Source organism: Ollibium composti, assembly GCF_004801285.1.
GTDB lineage: Bacteria > Pseudomonadota > Alphaproteobacteria > Rhizobiales > Rhizobiaceae > Mesorhizobium > Mesorhizobium composti.
This window is the reverse complement of sequence record NZ_SSNY01000001.1, coordinates 112,868-128,894: the sequence shown is the minus strand read 5'-3', so window position 1 is coordinate 128,894 and position 16,027 is coordinate 112,868. Positions and strand designations below refer to the sequence as shown.

Genomic DNA, 16,027 nt, shown 5'->3' with positions numbered 1-16,027 from the left:
CGGATGACGCGCTACAGAAACCTTGCCCTCCTGCTGATCGGCTTCACCCTGGCGATCGTCGTCGCGGAGGCGATCCTGCGTCTCGCCGACGCGCCGATCTCGGTCACCGATCGCAAGGGACCGGGAGAGATGATCGTCTTCCTCATCGCCCTGCCCATGCTGGTCTGGTTCTCGGTGGCTGTCGGCGGCGTCAATCCGCTAATCTGGTTCGGCGGCTACCTGCGCGATTGGCCCCGCATGCTGCGCGGCTTCCTGACCATGTTCCTGGTCGCGACGGCGACGATGATCGTCATCTATCTGGTGCTCGGCCTGACGGGGAAGGTGCAGTGGTCCGAGGAGGCCTGGCAGAATCTGACGCCGAAGATATGGTGGCGCACTGTCGTTTCCCTGCTGGTGGTCGTGGTGCTGGCGACGACGGAAGAAACGATCTTTCGCGCCTTCATCCTGCGTTACCTGCGCTGGAAAGCGACGCTTGCCGTAACCGTGTCGGCGCTGCTCGTCTCGTCCGTGATCTTTTCCTTGTCGCACCTCATCGCATTGCTCGGTTCGGTGAACCAGCCGGACTATCTGCCGCTGCTGTTCGGCCTGTTCCTGTTCGGCTTCCTGATGGGCACCGTGTACCTCGTCACCGGTTCGCTCTCATGCTCGATTGGCCTGCACGCCGGCCTGCTCGGATTCAAGGTCTTCCTGCGGCGCACCGAGCTTCTCATCCAGCATGAAAGCTGGCTGACCGGTGGCTCCGACCTGCGCACCGGACCGGCCATGTGGGGATTGCTCCTGCTTGCGGCGCTTATCGTCTTTCTCTGCCGCAACTGGCTGTGGTCGCGCCTGTGGATCGAGAACGTCGTTTCCACCCGTCAGGATTCGCCCGAAGGACTCGGTTTCCGGCTGGGATCGAAGCGCTAGCCTCGTCCCTCCCAACGGTCGAGGAAATCCTCTATCCGCAGGCTCTGCATGTCGGGGATCGCCTCGGCGAGCCGCTCGAACGGCCAGTCCCACCAGGCGAGCGCCTCGATGCGGCGGGCGATATCTGCCGGGAAACGCTGTTTTAGAGGTTTAGCCGGCACGCCGGCGACGATACTAAAAGGCGCCACGTCACGCGTCACCACCGCATTCGCCCCGATGACGGCGCCGTTGCCCACCGTCACACCCGGCAGGATGACGGCGCCATGGCCGATCCAGACGTCGTGCCCGATCGTCACCGGCCTGCCGCGTCGCCGCTCCAGAAAACCTGAATCGACACCGAGCCCGCGAAAATACTCGTTCGGCCGATAGCTGACCTTGTGTGTGGTGAGACGCTCGACCGGATGCTCCAGCGCATTCAGGCGCGTGTTGGCGGCAATCGAGCAGAACTTGCCGATGCTGGTGTAGGCCGCCTCGGCGTGCCTTTCGAAATAGGAGAAATCTCCCACCGTCACCTCGCGCAGGATGACCCGCTCGCCGACGGCGGCATAGCGGCCGAGCCGGCAGCCCTTCAGCTCCGCCGTCGGATGGATGCGGGGTTCGGGTTGCCTAAGAAGCAGATGCGGGTCCATGGGCGGGCTTTACGACGCTTGACGAGGGCCAGCAAGAAGGCGTCGATTTTCAGAAATCTGAAGACACAGGATGTGCCGAAATTCAGGTCAGGCCGAGTCGAAAATGGTGGGTTTCGAGAACCGGAGCGGAGCGTACTTGTAGTACGTGAGCACCGGAAGCGGAGAAAGCCGCTATTTGCAGGCCCGGCCTCACCTGAATTATGGCACATCCTACTGCGGCTTGCCCTTCGTCCACGTCACCTGCTGCCCGTAGAGCGGCACGCTGGTCAGCGCCATCTTGGCCGAGCCGTCCTGCACCTGCCGCGAATGGGAGAGATAGATCAGCGTGTCGTTGGCCTTGTCGTAGATGCGGTTCACCACCTGCTTCTTCCAGATCAGGCTGATGCCTTGCTTGAACACCTCCTCGCCACCTTTGCCGAGGTCGATATCGCCGATGGTGATCGGCCCGGTCTGCTGGCAGGAAATGGCGGAGTCGGACGGGTCCTCGAACCAGTTGCCCTTGCGCAGCCGGTCGATCACGCCGCGGTCGAAATAGGAGACGTGGCAGGTCACGCCCTCCACCTTGGGGTCCTTGATCGCTTCCACGATGATGTCGTTGCCGGTCCAGTCGACGCCGACCTTGCCGATCTCCTGCGCCAGTGCCGTACCGGCGCAAAGGACCAATGACGCCGCCGCCAGCCAGCCGATTCGTTTCAGCAATGGAGCCTCCTGTGGACGTGGGTGCTGGCGTCAGGTGGGTGGGCGGCCGGGCTTTTGCAAGCCGCCGTCTGCGACAATGGCTGCATGGTCCCCTCCTTTGCGCGGCGTGCCCGAACGGATAAGATCGCATCATGAAACCCGACCCGCTGTCTCGGCCAGTCCCATCGTCATTCGCCCGCCGGCCCCTTTGAGGCTGGCTAAGCGCGAAGCCCAACCGGATATTGTTCCATGATGCGCTCCATCCTGATCGGCATACTCGTGCTCATGGCCGCCGGCATCGGCTGGCTCACCTTCGACTGGTATCGCGGCCACTATGGCGGCGAGCCGTTCGGCGCGCCCTTCGCGCTGACCGACCAGAAGGGCCAGCCGATCACCGAGGCCGCCTTCCGCGGCCACCCGAGCGCGGTCTTCTTCGGCTTCACCCACTGCCCGGAAGTCTGCCCGACGACGCTGTTCGAGCTTGCCGGCTGGCTCAAGACCATCGGCGACGAGGGCAAGGACATCCATGCCTACTTCGTCTCCATCGACCCGGCACGCGACACGCCGGACGTGATGAACACCTATGTCAGCAACTTCTCCGATCGCATCGTCGGCATCTCCGGTGACCCGGACAAGGTCTACGCCATGGCCAAATCCTTCGGCATCTACTGGAAGAAGGTGGACACCGGCGATGGCGACTATACGATGGACCATACGGCCTCCGTCCTGCTGCTCAACAGCAAGGGCGATTTCGCCGGCACCATCGCCTATGGCGAGAATGCCGACACGGCCATGACCAAGCTGAAGAACCTTGCCGCCAAGGGATAACGGATCGCTCCGATGGGACAGACCCGCCTTTACCTGACCGGCTCGAAGGCCGAGACCGACCGCATCTATGCCGCGCTCGACCTCGCCTTCGAGGACGACGGACTGCCGCTTGCCGTCATCGAGATCGACGAGGACGGCGACGTGCACGAAGTCTCGCTCTACGCCGAGGAGGACGTCGAGACGGTCGAAAACCGCATCCGCGACGTGCTGGCGGGGCTTTCGCTGTCACGCGCCGTGCAGCGCGAGGAGCTGCCCGACATCGACTGGGTGGCGAAGTCGCTCGAAGGGCTGCAGCCGGTTCGCGCCGGCGGTTTCTTCGTCCACGGCGCACACGACCGCGACAGGATCGAGGAAACCGATATCCCGATCGAGATCGAGGCAGGGCTCGCCTTCGGCACCGGCCATCACGGGACCACCGCCGGCTGCCTGGAAACCATCGCCCGCGTCGTGGCCGAGGAAAAGCCGGCCAATGCGCTCGATCTCGGCGCCGGCAGCGCAGTGCTCGCCATCGCACTCGCCAAGCTGGCCCGCATCCCCGTGCTGGCGACCGACATCGACCCGGTGGCGACGGACGTAGCCGAGGCGAACGTGCGGCTGAACGGTGTCGGTGACTTTGTGGAGACCGTCACCGCAACCGGCTTCGACCATCCCGTTTTCGCCGGGCGCGGCCCGTTCGCCCTCGTCGTCGCCAACATCCTCGCCGGACCGCTGATGGAACTGGCGCCCGCCATGGCCCGCAACGTTGCGCCGGGCGGTTCGCTGGTGCTCTCGGGCATCCTCGACCGGCAGGAAGATGGTGTTCTGGCCGCCTACACCGCGCAAGGCTTCCGCCACATCGACACACTGCACCGCGAAGGCTGGGTGACGATCCGCATGAAGCGGTGACCCGCTGGCCCAGCGCCGCCCGATTGTCAGCCGCTGCGCCTGCCGCTACGGTCGCGGCCCGTCAACCAGCGAGGCAAGCGGCAGCCATGTTCCAGACCTTCGATTCGGCCGGCGATCCGTCCGTCGGCAAGCCGCGCGTGGCGAAGCTGCGCGAATGGCTGGCGGCGCACGACCTCGACGGCTTCATCGTGCCGCGCGCCGACGAGCACCAGGGCGAATATGTCCCGCCCCACGCAGCACGGCTCAGATGGCTGACCGGCTTTTCCGGCTCGGCGGGTGCGGCCGTCGTGCTGAAGGACCGCGCCGTCATGTTCGTCGACGGCCGCTACCAGTTGCAGGTGCGGCAGGAAACCGACCAGACTGTATTCACCGTCGAGAGCCTGATCGACAACCCGCCCTCCGCCTGGCTCAAGGACAATATCGGCAAGGGCGCGCGTATCGGCTTCAACCCGTGGCTGCATACCGTCGGCGAGGTCAAGGCGCTCAGGGTTTCGGCCGGCAAGGCGGGCGCCGAGCTGGTGCCAGTGACGGAAAACCCCGTCGACGCGATCTGGGACGACCAGCCGGCACCGCCGCTGGAACCGGTCGAGATCCATCCCATCGCCTTCGCCGGCGAACTCGCCAAGGACAAGCTGGCCAGGCTCGCGGCAGCGATCGAAAAAGACGGCGCCACCCACACGATCCTGACCGATCCGTCCTCCATCGCATGGGCCTTCAACATCCGCGGCAACGACGTGCCGCACACGCCGCTGGCGCTCGGCTTCGCCATCCTGGCCGCTGACGGCAAGCACCAGCTTTTCATGACCGGTAAGAAATTCTCGCGCACGGTCGCCGCCTATCTCACCCAGCTTGCCGACCTGCACGAACCGGCCGACTTCGAGCCCGCCGTGGCGGCACTGGCCAAGGTCGGCGCGAGGATCGCGCTCGATCCTGCGCTGGCGGCGGAGAAATTGCGGGCGCTGATCGCCGACAATGGCGGCACGGTCGTCGAGGCTCCCGATCCCGCCCGCATCCCGCGCGCGGTGAAGAACGCAGCCGAGATCGCCGGCAGCCGCGCTGCCCATCGCCGCGACGGCGCGGCCATGGCTAAGCTCCTCGCCTGGCTCGACCGCCAGGAGCCCGGCACCACCGACGAGATCGCCGTGGTGACGAAGCTTGAGGAATGCCGGCGCCGGACCGGCGAAGAAACCCAGATGCCGCTGCGCGACGTTTCCTTCGACACCATTTCCGGCGCCGGGCCGAACGGTGCCGTCATCCACTACCGCGTCTCGCACGCCACGAACCGGCCGCTCGCCGACGGCGAGCTGTTCCTGCTCGATTCCGGCGCGCAGTATCAGGACGGCACCACCGACATCACCCGCACCGTGCCCGTCGGCCGGCCGAGCGAGGAGATGCGCGAGCGTTGCACGCTGGTACTGAAGGGCCTGATCGCCCTTTCGATGCTACGCTTTCCCGCCGGCACGCGCGGTTCCGAGATCGACGCCATGGCGCGCATGGCATTGTGGAGACACGGCCTCGACTATGCCCACGGCACCGGCCACGGCGTCGGATCCTATCTCGCCGTGCACGAAGGCCCGCAGCGCATCGCCAAGACTGGCACGGAAAAGCTGCTGGAAGGCATGATGCTCTCCAACGAGCCCGGCTACTACAAGGAAGGCGCCTACGGCATTCGGCTGGAGAACCTCATCCTCGTCACCCCGGCAGAGCCTGTCGAGGGCGGCGACATCGCCATGCACGCCTTCGAGACGCTGACGCTGGCGCCCTTCGACCGCCGGCTTGTGAAAGCCCATCTCCTGACGCGCGACGAACTGCACTGGCTCGACCAGTACCACGCCCGCGTGCTGGCCGAGATCGGCCCGATGTTGGACGGCGAGACGCTCGCCTGGCTGGAAGCCGCCTGCACGCCATTCCCGCAGGAGGCGAAGGGGTGATGCCCGAATTCGTCGGTGCGTCCTTCGAGGCTCGCTCCGCTCGCACCTCAGGATGAGGGAGGCAGGGTGCCAACGCAATCTACGAAGGTCGGCACCAAACGGTCCTCATCCTAAGGTGCGAGCGGAGCGAGCCTCGAAGGACGCACCGGAATCACCCCACGAACTGCCTCAGCGCGATCAGCACGACCGCACCCGCCAGGAACATCGACATCAGCCCGCCGCGCAGCGAAACCAGCGCCGCGACGACGATGGCTGCCCATTCGGCCGGTCCGGCATCCAGCATGGCCGGCGCCACCAGCGTCGTCAGCACGGCCGCCGGCACGGCGTTCAGCCCGGCCTCGACGCGCGGATGGATATTCTCGAAGCGCGAAATGACGAGATGGCCGCCTATGCGCGTCAGGTAGGTCGCCACCGCGGCAGCAATCGTGATCCAGAAAATCGTGCTCACGGCCGCGCCTCCCGCTTGCCCGAGGATGGCATCAGCGCGGCAAAGACCACGCCGACAAACGCACCGACGGTGACGTGCCAGGGCGAACCGATGGTCTTGTAGGCGAGGATCGAAGCAGCGGCGCTGGCCAGCACGACGGGTAGCCACAGCGGCCGCTTGCGAAAGCCCATCACCAGACCGAGGAAATAGATCGGCAGCAGGAAATCGATGCCGAGCGCATGCGTGTCGGGGATCATCTGGCCGAAGAACGCGCCGAGCGCCGTCAGGATATTCCACGACACATAGACCGGCAGCGCGGCTCCCATATAGAAGGCGAAGCCGACCTTGCGCCCGCTCTCGGCCTTGCTCTCGGCGATGGCGTATTGCGGATCCGTCAGGATGAAATAGCCTACCGCCTGCTGAAGCAGCGGCCAATGCGCCAGATGGCGGCCGATGGCGGCCGAATAGAGCACGTGGCGGAAGTTGACGGCGAAGATCGACAGCACGATCAGCCACGGCGCCACATGCTGGCCGAACAGTTCGATGCCGACCATCTGGCTGGCGCCGCCGAACACCGCAGCGCTCATGAGGAAGGCCTCGAAGACGGTGAAGCCGTTGCCCACGGCCAGCGCGCCGAACAGCATGGCGAAGGGGCCGGACGCCACCACGACGGGGATGCTCAGCCTGAAGCCTTCCCAGAAGTCGCCTGTGGCCGGCGAGCGTTCGGCAGTAGCCTGCGATGACATTGGATCTCTTCCTTTGGGAGCGCCGTATGTAGGGACGGCGGCCGGCCGTGTCACACGAATTCGCTTGAGCCAAACGATCAGCGGAAGTGATGCCGTGTCAGGAGCGGCGTCAGGATCGGGCCACCCTGCCCTCGATCGCCCGCCCCCAGTCGAGCAGCGGCCGCGCGCGCCGGACGAAATCGAACAGCTCGTCGGCAAGCGCCGGCGAATGGATGCGCCCCGGCTCGATCTCATGGCGCACGACGAAATGGCGGTTGCGCACCGCCGCCGCCAGATCCGGCTCGGTCACCGCCTCGAAACCGCGCGGCGCCCGCTTCAGCTGCCCCTCGGCGCCGATCTTCAGCCCGTTCTTCTTGAGCGCCGAGACCATCGCGCGAAAGACCTTCGGCTTTTCCACGATCGCCATGCGCATGGCTTGTAGAAGCGGCGGTGCCGGCTGCCACCATGCCACGGCCGCGAAACAGCGTTCCAGCCCGACATGGACGAAGAAGACGCCCTGCTCCATCTTGGTGCCGTCCGGCGACAGGATCGCCGACACGTGGTCGGTGTAGGGCCGCTTGTCCTTGGAAAAGCGCACGTCGCGGTTGATGCGGAATTGCGACTTCTTGCGATCGCCTTTGAGGGCAATCCCGGTCTCGCCGAAACGCTCGCTCAGAACGTCGATCAGGTCGCCCAGCGGCTCGCGCAGGTCCTGCTCGAACAAAGCGCGGTTTTCCTGGAACCACTCCCGGCTCTGGTGGAAATTCAGCGCCTTGAGGAAGGGAAGCGCCTTCTCGCCGAAACCGTTGAATTGAGCGGCCATCAACTGCGTCCAACCCGCTCGAGCCACGCATCCTCGTCGATCACCTCAATGCCGAGTTCCGTGGCCTGCTTCAGCTTGGAGCCGGCGCCCGGCCCAGCCACCACCAGGTCGGTCTTGGCCGACACCGAGCCTGCCACCTTGGCGCCCAGCCGCTCGGCCATGGCTTTTGCTTCCGAGCGCGTCATCTTCTCCAGCGAGCCGGTGAACACCACCGTCTTGCCGGCGACGACGCTTTCAGCCGAGACCGTAACGACGTAGGGCTTCGGCCGGACCTCGGCCAGCAGCGCGTCCAGCACCGCGTCGTTGCGCTCGTTGCCGAAGAAATCGCGCAGCGCCCCGATCACCGTGTCGCCGATGCCGTTGACGGAGGGGAACACCGTATGCGGGTCCTCGGCCGCCGCCGTCTCCTTGCCGACGCGAATCCATTCCTCGACGGTCGAGAAGGTGCGGGCGAGCATCGCCGCCGTCGTCTCGCCGATGTGGCGGATGCCGAGGGCGAAGATGAAGCGGTCGAGTTCCGGCTCGCGGCGCGCGTCGATGGCGGAAAACAGCTTGTCGAGGCCCTCGAAATTGCGCTGGTCGGCGCTGCGCACGTTCTTGCGCTCCTTGCCCGACGCCGCCTCGCGCAGCCTTGCCTGCTCTTCGCGGCGCGTGGCCAGCGCCTGCTGTGCCTCGGCGCGCCGGTTCTTGAGCGTAAAGATATCGGCGGCAGTCCTGATCAGGCCCGCATTGAAGAACAGGTCGATGTTCTCCGCCCCCAGCCCTTCGATATCAAAAGCGCCGCGCGACACGAAATGGCGCAGCCGCTCCACCGCCTGCGCCGCGCAGATCAATTCGCCAGTGCAGCGGCGGCGGGAATCCTCCTTGCCCGTCTTCTCGTTGATCTCGCGCGTCGCCGGCGAGCCGCAGACCGGGCAGGTGTGCCGCATCCGATATGGCTCTGCCGTCGCCGGGCGCTTGTCGAGCAGGACATCGACGATCTGCGGAATGACGTCGCCGGCGCGCTGGATAACCACCGTATCGCCGATGCGGATATCCTTGCCGTCGCGGATCGGCTGGCCGGTGGAATCGATGCCGGCGATGTAGTCTTCGTTGTGCAGCGTGACGTTCTCGACCGTGACGCCGCCCACCGTCACCGGGTCCAGCCGTGCGACGGGGGCGAGTGTGCCTGTGCGGCCGACCTGGATGTCGATCTCCCTCAACGTCGTCGTCGCCCGCTCGGCCGGAAACTTGTGGGCGATGGCCCAGCGCGGTTCGCCGGTGACGAAGCCCCAGCGCCGCTGCAATTCCAGCTGGTCGACCTTGTAGACGACGCCGTCGATGTCGTAGCCGAGCGACGAGCGCTGTTCCTCGATTTGCCTGTACTGGGCGATCAGCTCGTCCACCGATTTCGCCCGCACCATCAACGGGTTGACCCTGAAACCCCAGTCGCCGAACTTCTGCACCGCCTCGTATTGCGTCGGCGCCGGGTCCTGGGTGGTAAAGCCCCAGGCATAGGCGAAGAATTTCAGGTTGCGGCTGGCGGTGACGGAGGCATCCTTCTGCCGCAGCGAGCCGGCCGCCGTGTTGCGCGGATTGACATAGTCCTGCCCGCCGGCCGCCGCCGAGCGCGCCTTCAGTGCCTCGAACTCGGCATAGGTCATGTAGACTTCGCCGCGGATTTCGATCACGTCCGGCCAGCCGACCCCTTTCAGCCGGTGCGGAATGTCGGCGATGGTCTTCAGGTTCGCGGTGATATCCTCGCCGACGGCTCCGTCGCCGCGCGTCGCGCCCTGCACGAACACGCCGTTCTCGTAGCGCAGCGAGGCCGACAGGCCGTCGATCTTAGGCTCGGCGGTGAAGGCGATGTCGAAATCCTTGTCGCGCTCGAAGAAGCGCTTGGCGCGCTCCAGGAAATCGACGACGTCCTGGTCCGTATAGGCCTTGGCGAGGCTGAGCATCGGCACCGCATGGCGCACCTTCGCAAAGCCTTCCGCCGGCGGCGCGCCAACCTTCTGCGACGGCGAATCCTCGCGCACGAGATGGGGAAACCGATCCTCGATGGCATCGTTGCGACGGCGCAGCGCATCGTATTCCGCGTCCGAAATCGTCGGCGCATCCTCCATATGATAGCGCCGGTCGTGCTCGGCGATCTCCGTGGCGAGCCGCTCCAGTTCGGCCGCGGCTTCGCTTTCGCTGAGGTCTTCGACGGGCTTTTCGGACATTGCTCTGCTTCCTCGGATATCGGACGCCACCATAGAGCAGGATCAATCGGCGCGGGAGCCGGAATTAGGGAAGATGCCACGCAAACAGCAGGATGGCCCCGCTTGCTGACTCACGCTGACAGGGACCGTTTGGCGGCAAAATCGTCAGGATACCGCCGTGTTTTCCCTCAGCAGGCGCTCGGCGGCGGCGCGGGCTTCTTCGGTGATGGTGGCGCCGGCAAGCATGCGGGCGATTTCCTCCTGCCGCGCGGCGCGATCCATCTCGGCGATGCCCGTCGCCACCCGGTCAGCGCCGCCAGCCTTGGAAATGAGGAAATGCGTGGCCGCACGCGCCGCCACCTGCGGCGCATGAGTGACGGAAAGCACCTGCACCCGGCCCGCCAGCCGGGCCAGCCGCTGGCCGATGGCGTCCGCCACCGCGCCGCCGACGCCGGTGTCGATCTCGTCGAAGACCAGCGTCGGCGCCGAGCCGCGATCGGCCAGCGCCACCTTGAGCGCCAGCAGGAAGCGCGAAAGCTCGCCGCCGGACGCCACCTTCATCATCGGTCCCGGCCGCGTGCCGGGATTGGTGCGCACCCAGAACTCGACCTGGTCGATGCCCTCTTCCATGCGGCTGTCGGCCTCGCTGGAAAGCTCGACGATGAATTCGGCGCGCTCCAGCTTGAGCGCCGGCAGCTCGGCCATCACCGCCCTGGCAAGGCCGGTCGCGGCGCCATGGCGCTGCGCCGAAAGCTGGGCGGCCGCTTCGTCATAGGCCTGCCGCGCAGCGGCGGCCTGCTTTTCCAGCCCATGCAGCTTTTCCTCGCCGGCATCGAGGTCGGCGAGATCGGCGGCCATGGCGTCGCGCAACTGCGCCAGGTCGTCGACGGCGACATTGTGCTTGCGGCCGGCGGCGCGCAGCGCGAACAGCCGCTCCTCCGTCCTCTCCAACTTCTCGGGGTCGTATTCGGTGGCGCGCAGTGCCGCCTCGACGCCCGATTGCGCGGCGTCGAGCGAGATCATCGCCTCGTCCAGCGACTTCACCACCTCGTCGAGCAGGCCGGGCACCTCGCCCGCCTTGCGCTGCAGCCGGCGCAGCAGCGCCGCGAGCTGCGGCAGCGGCGACGCCGGGCCGGACAGCACGTCCTCGGCGTCCTTGATCTCGGCGGCGATCTTTTCCGAGCGCATCATGACGGCGCGCTGTTCGGCGAGGTCGGTTTCCTCGCCAGGCTCGGGATCGAGCTGGGCAAGCTCGGCCACCGCCGCGCGCAGGTAGTCGGCCTCGCGCGCCGCCGCTTCCACCCTCGCTCTGTGGCGGGCAAGCTCGCTCTCGCAGGAACGCCAGTGGCGCCACGCCTCGCCAACGGCGCGCACCGAGCCGAAATGGCCGCCGAAGGCGTCCAGCAGGTCGCGATGCGCGGCCGGGTCGACCAGCGCGCGCTCGTCATGCTGGCCGTGGATCTCGACCAGTGCATGGCCGACGGCGCGCATCAGCGCGACGCTGGCCGGCTGGTCGTTGACGAAGACGCGCGTGCGCCCGTCCGCCGTCTGCACGCGGCGCAGGATGATGTCGCCGTCGTCCTCGATGGCGTTGTCGGCGAGGATGGCGCGGGCCGGATGGTTGCGCGGCACGTCGAAGACGGCGATCACCTGGCCCTGGGTGGCGCCGTGGCGCACCAGCGAGGCGTCGCCGCGCGCGCCGAGCGCCAAGGACAGGGCGTCGAGCAGGATGGACTTGCCCGCGCCCGTCTCGCCCGTCAGCACCGACAGGCCGGACGAGAAATCGATGTCCAGCTTCTCAATCAGGACGATATCGCGAATCGACAGTCTGGAGAGCATCGGCGCTCTATACCATCATACGCCGCCGGCGTGATGCCGCCGACGCCTTCGGATCAGGCGTCGCCGCCGATGATGAGCTTGCCGGCCTTGGATATCCACGAGCCGGCGTTCTCGCGCGGCTGCAAGCCCTTGCTCTGCAACAGCTTGTAGGAATCCTTGTACCACTGGCTGTCCGGATAGTTGGTGCCGAGCACCGCCGCCGCCGTCTGCGCCTCGTCGGTCAGGCCCATCGCGTAATAGGCTTCCGTCAGGCGCGCCAGCGCTTCCTCGATGTGGCGCGTGTTGGAGTAATTCTCGACGACGGTGCGGAACCGCTTGATGGCGGCGATGTATTCGCGCCGTTCCAGGTAATAGCGGCCGATCTGCATCTCCTTGCCGGCGAGCTGGTCGTTGGCGAAGCGGATCTTCGCCTTGGCGTCCTCGACATATTCGGAATCGGGCCAGCGCTGCACCAGGTCCTGCATCGCCTGGATCGTCTGGCGCGCTTCCTTCTGGTCCTGGGTGACATCCTTGATCTGCCGGTAGTAGGACAGCCCGATGATGTATTCCGCGTAGGCCGCGTCCTCGGTCGACGGATAGAGCGTCAGATACCGTTTGGCCGAGGAAATGGCGTCGTCGTAATTGCCCTGGCGGTAGTTGGCGAAGGCGCCCATGACCATGGATTTGCGGGCGGCTTCCGAATAGGGGTGCTGGCGGTCGACCGCCGCGAACTTCTTGCTCGCCTCGTTCAGCCTTCCGGCGTTCATGTTGGCGAGGCCCTGATTGTAGAGCACGTCGGCCGGTTCCGTCTGGTCGACATAGGTGGAGAGGTCGACGTCCTTCTCCGACATGCAGCCGGACAGCAGCAGTGGCGCGGTCGCGGCCAAGGCAAGGACCAGAGACTTTGCCGGCGCGGTCGTCTTGTCGGCTTTGTTGAACAGCATAATCGGTTCTCGCCCTCTACCGAATGTCTCCCGAAAGTGGCCCCTGTCCCGGGAAAGACATACGTAAAATCAAAAAGCTAAAGCGTACCGGGCGATTCTGAAAGATCGCGACACGCTTTAGGCGCCTTGTCGATCGTCGGCGCGCAGCCATAGACCATAACCGCATCGCGCGGCAACGCCATGACCCGGCAATCGCACATTTTTATGGCTTTTTGCAAAGCGCACGCCTTCGCGCCATTTCCTCGGCCGGTGATGCAACGGGGCAACAGCCCGGCCGGAGATAGATGCGAAGCGGGAGATCAGAGTATCCAGGGCGCATGCAGCGGCGCGCTGACCGCTTTCATCTCGGCGCCGCGGCCGCGTTCGCGCCGGGTCGTCTCGACGATCTCGAACGCCGAGCGGTCGGACAGCAGACGCCGCAAGGCGGCGGCGTTGAGCCGGTGACCGCCGCGATAGGAGCGGAAGCAGCCGATGAAGCAGGCGCCCGCCAGCGCAAGGTCGCCCATGGCGTCGAGCGTCTTGTGGCGCGCGAATTCGTTCGGGAAACGCAGGCCGCCCATGTTGATGACCTTGTGGTCGTCGCCGATGACCAGCGAGTTCTCCAAGGAGGAACCGAGCGCATAGCCGGCGGCCCACAGCCGCTCGACGTCCTTCATGAAACCGAAGGTGCGGGCGCGCGCGATATCGTGGCGGAAGACGTCGGCATTGATGTCGGAAGCGAATTTCTGCCGGCCGATGGCCGGGCTCTCGAAATCGATCTCGACCTCGAAACGCGTGCCGTCGTAAGGCCGGAACTCGGCCCAGGAGGCACCGTTCTCGATGCGCACCGGCTTGACGATGCGGATGAAGCGGCGCTTGACCGCCTGGGTTTCGATGCCGGCAAGGTCGATGGCCTCAACGAAGGGCATGGAACTGCCGTCAAGGATCGGCACTTCGTTGCCGTCGATTTCGATGACCAGATTGTCGATGCCGAGCCCGAACACCGTCGCCATGAGATGCTCGACGGTGGCGACATGAGGACCGTCCGGATTGCCGAGCATCGTGCACAGGTCGGTCGCGCCGACTTCCGAAACCAGAGCACGCAGCTCACGCACCTGGCCATCTTTGCCGGCGAGATGGAAGACGATCCCGGTATCGGCGTCGGCGGGAAGAAAATGGATCGAAACGGGCTTGCCGCTATGGACTCCGGTGCCGGAAAGAGTCGCGCGCGTTTTCAGGGTCGTCTGATAGTCGTTCAAAATGATCCCCATATGCCCGCGCGCTTCGGTCGGCCATGCCGACTCCCGGTCGTAATCTGCGATCGAAGCTGTTCGTCTGTTGGTACCGCGCCAGACCTCCACCCCAAGAGAAAATCCGCGCCGCTTATAAGATGCCGCGAAGATAAGCACGCCGCAGGCATCCTCCAAATCACGCTTTCTTACTTTTTGTAACGACGAAGCCGATTACGCCCCGCATCATAAGCAATTGTTTTAAAACGACAATAAAAGAAAGCGGGCAAACGGTCTCCCGTTTGCCCGCTTACGATTGTCGCAATGCGCTTTCGATCAGTTGGCCTGGCGGCGCAGGAAGGCCGGAATCTCCAGCTGATCGTCCTCGTGAGTCGCGCGCGGCTGTGCGGCGATGCGGCCATGATCGTCGAGCTGGCCACGGCGCGGCGCGTAGAGCTGCGCGTCCTGCGGCGCGAGACGGCGCACTTCCGGAGCTGCCTGGCGCAGCTTCGGCTCGCGCGGCTGCGCGGGCTGCAGGCGGGCCGGCTCTTCCTCGCGGCGGGTCAGGCCGGTCGTCAGGCGCTTGAGAAGCCCCATCGGCCCGCGATCCTCATGATCGATCGGGTTGGTCTTGGCCTCGACCTCGGCCTTCACCACCGGCGGGAAATCCTCGACGCGCGGCATGCGCTGCGGTGCCGCGGCAACCGGCTGCGGAGCGGGCTCCAGGCGCGGCTGGTGGACAGGCGCGGCCATCGGCTGCGGCTGCATCTGCGGCTGGGCCGGCGGCGCCTGGAAGATGCGGTTCTGCGGATGGATGTCGTCGGCCGGCTGGTGCGCCGGAGCCGGGCGGGCCTGCGCCATCGCGGCGGCGTTGGCTTCGGCCTGCTGGATCGCTTCGGCCACCGGATCGGCGGCGCGTGGCTGCTGCACCGCCGGCTGCGCCGCGGCCGGACGCTCATCGGTTACCGGCCGACCGGCCGGCTTCGGCTGCGCCGGACGGATGGCGATCGGCGCGGCGGCGATCTGCTCGGCCGTCTTGTCGATGCCGGTGGCGACGACCGACACGCGGATGACGCCTTCCAGTTCCTCGTCGAAGGTGGCGCCCAGGATGATGTTGGCGTCCTGGTCGACCTCCTCGCGGATGCGGGTCGCGGCTTCGTCCACCTCGAACAGGGTGAGGTCGCGGCCACCGGTGATGGAGATCAGCAGGCCCTTGGCGCCCTTCATCGAGGTTTCGTCGAGCAGCGGGTTGGCGATCGCGGCCTCGGCCGCGGCCATTGCCCTGCCCTCGCCGGAAGCCTCGCCGGTGCCCATCATGGCCTTGCCCATCTCGCGCATGACCGAACGCACGTCGGCGAAGTCGAGATTGATGAGGCCTTCCTTGACCATCAGGTCGGTGATGCAGGCCACGCCCGAATAGAGCACCTGGTCGGCCATGGCGAAGGCGTCGGCGAAGGTGGTCTTGTCGTTGGCCAGCCGGAACAGGTTCTGGTTCGGGATGACGATGAGGGTGTCGACGCACTTCTGCAGTTCCTCGATGCCGAGGTCCGCCGTCTTCATGCGGCGCTGGCCTTCGAAGTGGAACGGCTTGGTCACCACGCCGACGGTCAGGATGCCCTTCTCGCGGGCGGCGCGGGCGACGACGGGAGCGGCACCCGTGCCGGTGCCGCCGCCCATGCCGGCGGTGACGAAGCACATATGGGTGTTGGACAGGTGGTCGATGATCTCGTCGATGCACTCCTCGGCGGCGGCGCGGCCGACTTCAGGCTGGGAGCCGGCGCCGAGCCCTTCGGTGACATGCGCGCCGAGCTGGATCAGCCGCTCGGATTTCGACATGGTCAACGCCTGGGCATCGGTGTTGGCCACCACGAATTCGACCCCGCGCAAACCGGCGGTGATCATGTTGTTGACCGCGTTGCCGCCGCCGCCGCCGACACCGAAAACGGTGATGCGGGGCTTCAGCTCGGTGATGTCCGGCTTTTGCAGATTGATGGTCATTGTTCCTCGTCCTTTGTCTTTCCCGCCGCTTCGCCGCTGCGGCC

The 16,027-nt window shown here is 66.0% G+C and carries 14 protein-coding genes; 4 read left to right on the top strand and 10 right to left on the bottom strand.

Features of this window, described 5'->3' with window-relative positions; genetic code table 11:
- The first annotated feature begins 3 nt into the window (after positions 1–3).
- Entirely contained in the window at positions 4–906 is a 903-nt protein-coding gene (locus E6C48_RS00570) for a CPBP family intramembrane glutamic endopeptidase (protein ID WP_168734414.1), read from the top strand.
- On the opposite strand, the gene E6C48_RS00565 is transcribed toward E6C48_RS00570, so the two are convergent.
- Both E6C48_RS00565 and E6C48_RS00560 read right to left on the bottom strand, forming a co-directional pair.
- Positions 903–1,535 carry a DapH/DapD/GlmU-related protein gene (locus E6C48_RS00565; protein WP_136352916.1) on the bottom strand — a complete coding sequence of 211 codons (633 nt, stop codon included), beginning with the start codon at positions 1,533–1,535 and terminating at the stop codon, positions 903–905. The genes E6C48_RS00570 and E6C48_RS00565 overlap by 4 nt on opposite strands.
- Positions 1,536–1,745: 210 nt before the next feature.
- On the bottom strand, positions 1,746–2,234 hold the full coding sequence (locus E6C48_RS00560) for a CreA family protein (RefSeq protein ID WP_136352914.1): 489 nt from the start codon (positions 2,232–2,234) through the stop codon (positions 1,746–1,748).
- 228 nt (positions 2,235–2,462) lie between these two features.
- Between E6C48_RS00560 and E6C48_RS00555 the strand changes: the two genes are divergently transcribed.
- The 3 genes from E6C48_RS00555 to E6C48_RS00545 all read left to right on the top strand — a co-directional run bounded on the left by E6C48_RS00555 (position 2,463) and on the right by E6C48_RS00545 (position 5,857).
- Positions 2,463–3,041, top strand: coding sequence for an SCO family protein (locus tag E6C48_RS00555; RefSeq protein WP_136352912.1), 579 nt, complete (start codon positions 2,463–2,465; stop codon positions 3,039–3,041).
- A 12-nt stretch (positions 3,042–3,053) separates the two neighbouring features.
- The gene (locus E6C48_RS00550; protein WP_136352910.1) at positions 3,054–3,926 is read left to right on the top strand and encodes a 50S ribosomal protein L11 methyltransferase; all 873 of its coding nucleotides are present in this window, start codon (positions 3,054–3,056) and stop codon (positions 3,924–3,926) included.
- A gap of 86 nt (positions 3,927–4,012) precedes the next feature.
- On the top strand, positions 4,013–5,857 hold the full coding sequence (locus E6C48_RS00545; RefSeq protein WP_136352908.1) for an aminopeptidase P family protein: 1,845 nt from the start codon (positions 4,013–4,015) through the stop codon (positions 5,855–5,857).
- 151 nt (positions 5,858–6,008) lie between these two features.
- Here the strand turns inward: E6C48_RS00545 and E6C48_RS00540 are convergent, their stop codons facing one another.
- The 8 genes from E6C48_RS00540 to ftsZ all read right to left on the bottom strand — a co-directional run bounded on the left by E6C48_RS00540 (position 6,009) and on the right by ftsZ (position 15,983).
- Complete coding sequence (locus E6C48_RS00540) at positions 6,009–6,305, bottom strand: AzlD family protein (protein ID WP_136352906.1); 297 nt, start codon at positions 6,303–6,305, stop codon at positions 6,009–6,011.
- The gene (locus E6C48_RS00535; RefSeq protein ID WP_136352904.1) at positions 6,302–7,030 is read right to left on the bottom strand and encodes an AzlC family ABC transporter permease; all 729 of its coding nucleotides are present in this window, start codon (positions 7,028–7,030) and stop codon (positions 6,302–6,304) included. Before E6C48_RS00535 ends, E6C48_RS00540 begins: the two co-directional genes overlap by 4 nt.
- Positions 7,031–7,139: 109 nt before the next feature.
- Positions 7,140–7,832 carry a DUF2461 domain-containing protein gene (locus E6C48_RS00530; protein WP_136352902.1) on the bottom strand — a complete coding sequence of 231 codons (693 nt, stop codon included), beginning with the start codon at positions 7,830–7,832 and terminating at the stop codon, positions 7,140–7,142.
- On the bottom strand, positions 7,832–10,036 hold the full coding sequence (ligA, locus tag E6C48_RS00525) for an NAD-dependent DNA ligase LigA (RefSeq protein WP_136352899.1): 2,205 nt from the start codon (positions 10,034–10,036) through the stop codon (positions 7,832–7,834). Before ligA ends, E6C48_RS00530 begins: the two co-directional genes overlap by 1 nt.
- Before the next feature lie 144 nt (positions 10,037–10,180).
- Positions 10,181–11,854, bottom strand: a complete 1,674-nt coding sequence (gene recN, locus E6C48_RS00520; RefSeq protein ID WP_136352897.1) for a DNA repair protein RecN — start codon at positions 11,852–11,854, stop codon at positions 10,181–10,183.
- A gap of 53 nt (positions 11,855–11,907) precedes the next feature.
- The gene (locus E6C48_RS00515; protein ID WP_136352895.1) at positions 11,908–12,777 is read right to left on the bottom strand and encodes an outer membrane protein assembly factor BamD; all 870 of its coding nucleotides are present in this window, start codon (positions 12,775–12,777) and stop codon (positions 11,908–11,910) included.
- 299 nt (positions 12,778–13,076) lie between these two features.
- Complete coding sequence (gene lpxC / locus E6C48_RS00510; protein WP_136352893.1) at positions 13,077–14,027, bottom strand: UDP-3-O-acyl-N-acetylglucosamine deacetylase; 951 nt, start codon at positions 14,025–14,027, stop codon at positions 13,077–13,079.
- Positions 14,028–14,321: 294 nt separating this feature from the next.
- The gene (gene ftsZ / locus E6C48_RS00505) at positions 14,322–15,983 is read right to left on the bottom strand and encodes a cell division protein FtsZ (RefSeq protein WP_136352891.1); all 1,662 of its coding nucleotides are present in this window, start codon (positions 15,981–15,983) and stop codon (positions 14,322–14,324) included.
- Positions 15,984–16,027: the final 44 nt, after the last annotated feature.

What these genes read in the sequence shown, in the direction of transcription:
- E6C48_RS00550 (WP_136352910.1), top strand. Translation starts at nt 3,054, where the DNA reads ATGGGACAGACCCGCCTTTACCTGACCGGCTCGAAGGCCGAGACCGAC.
- recN (WP_136352897.1), bottom strand. Translation starts at nt 11,854, where the DNA reads ATGCTCTCCAGACTGTCGATTCGCGATATCGTCCTGATTGAGAAGCTG.
- lpxC (WP_136352893.1), bottom strand. Translation starts at nt 14,027, where the DNA reads ATGGGGATCATTTTGAACGACTATCAGACGACCCTGAAAACGCGCGCG.
- E6C48_RS00515 (WP_136352895.1), bottom strand. Translation starts at nt 12,777, where the DNA reads ATGCTGTTCAACAAAGCCGACAAGACGACCGCGCCGGCAAAGTCTCTG.
- E6C48_RS00530 (WP_136352902.1), bottom strand. Translation starts at nt 7,832, where the DNA reads ATGGCCGCTCAATTCAACGGTTTCGGCGAGAAGGCGCTTCCCTTCCTC.
- E6C48_RS00545 (WP_136352908.1), top strand. Translation starts at nt 4,013, where the DNA reads ATGTTCCAGACCTTCGATTCGGCCGGCGATCCGTCCGTCGGCAAGCCG.
- ligA (WP_136352899.1), bottom strand. Translation starts at nt 10,036, where the DNA reads ATGTCCGAAAAGCCCGTCGAAGACCTCAGCGAAAGCGAAGCCGCGGCC.
- ftsZ (WP_136352891.1), bottom strand. Translation starts at nt 15,983, where the DNA reads ATGACCATCAATCTGCAAAAGCCGGACATCACCGAGCTGAAGCCCCGC.
- E6C48_RS00565 (WP_136352916.1), bottom strand. Translation starts at nt 1,535, where the DNA reads ATGGACCCGCATCTGCTTCTTAGGCAACCCGAACCCCGCATCCATCCG.
- E6C48_RS00570 (WP_168734414.1), top strand. Translation starts at nt 4, where the DNA reads ATGACGCGCTACAGAAACCTTGCCCTCCTGCTGATCGGCTTCACCCTG.
- E6C48_RS00535 (WP_136352904.1), bottom strand. Translation starts at nt 7,030, where the DNA reads ATGTCATCGCAGGCTACTGCCGAACGCTCGCCGGCCACAGGCGACTTC.
- E6C48_RS00555 (WP_136352912.1), top strand. Translation starts at nt 2,463, where the DNA reads ATGATGCGCTCCATCCTGATCGGCATACTCGTGCTCATGGCCGCCGGC.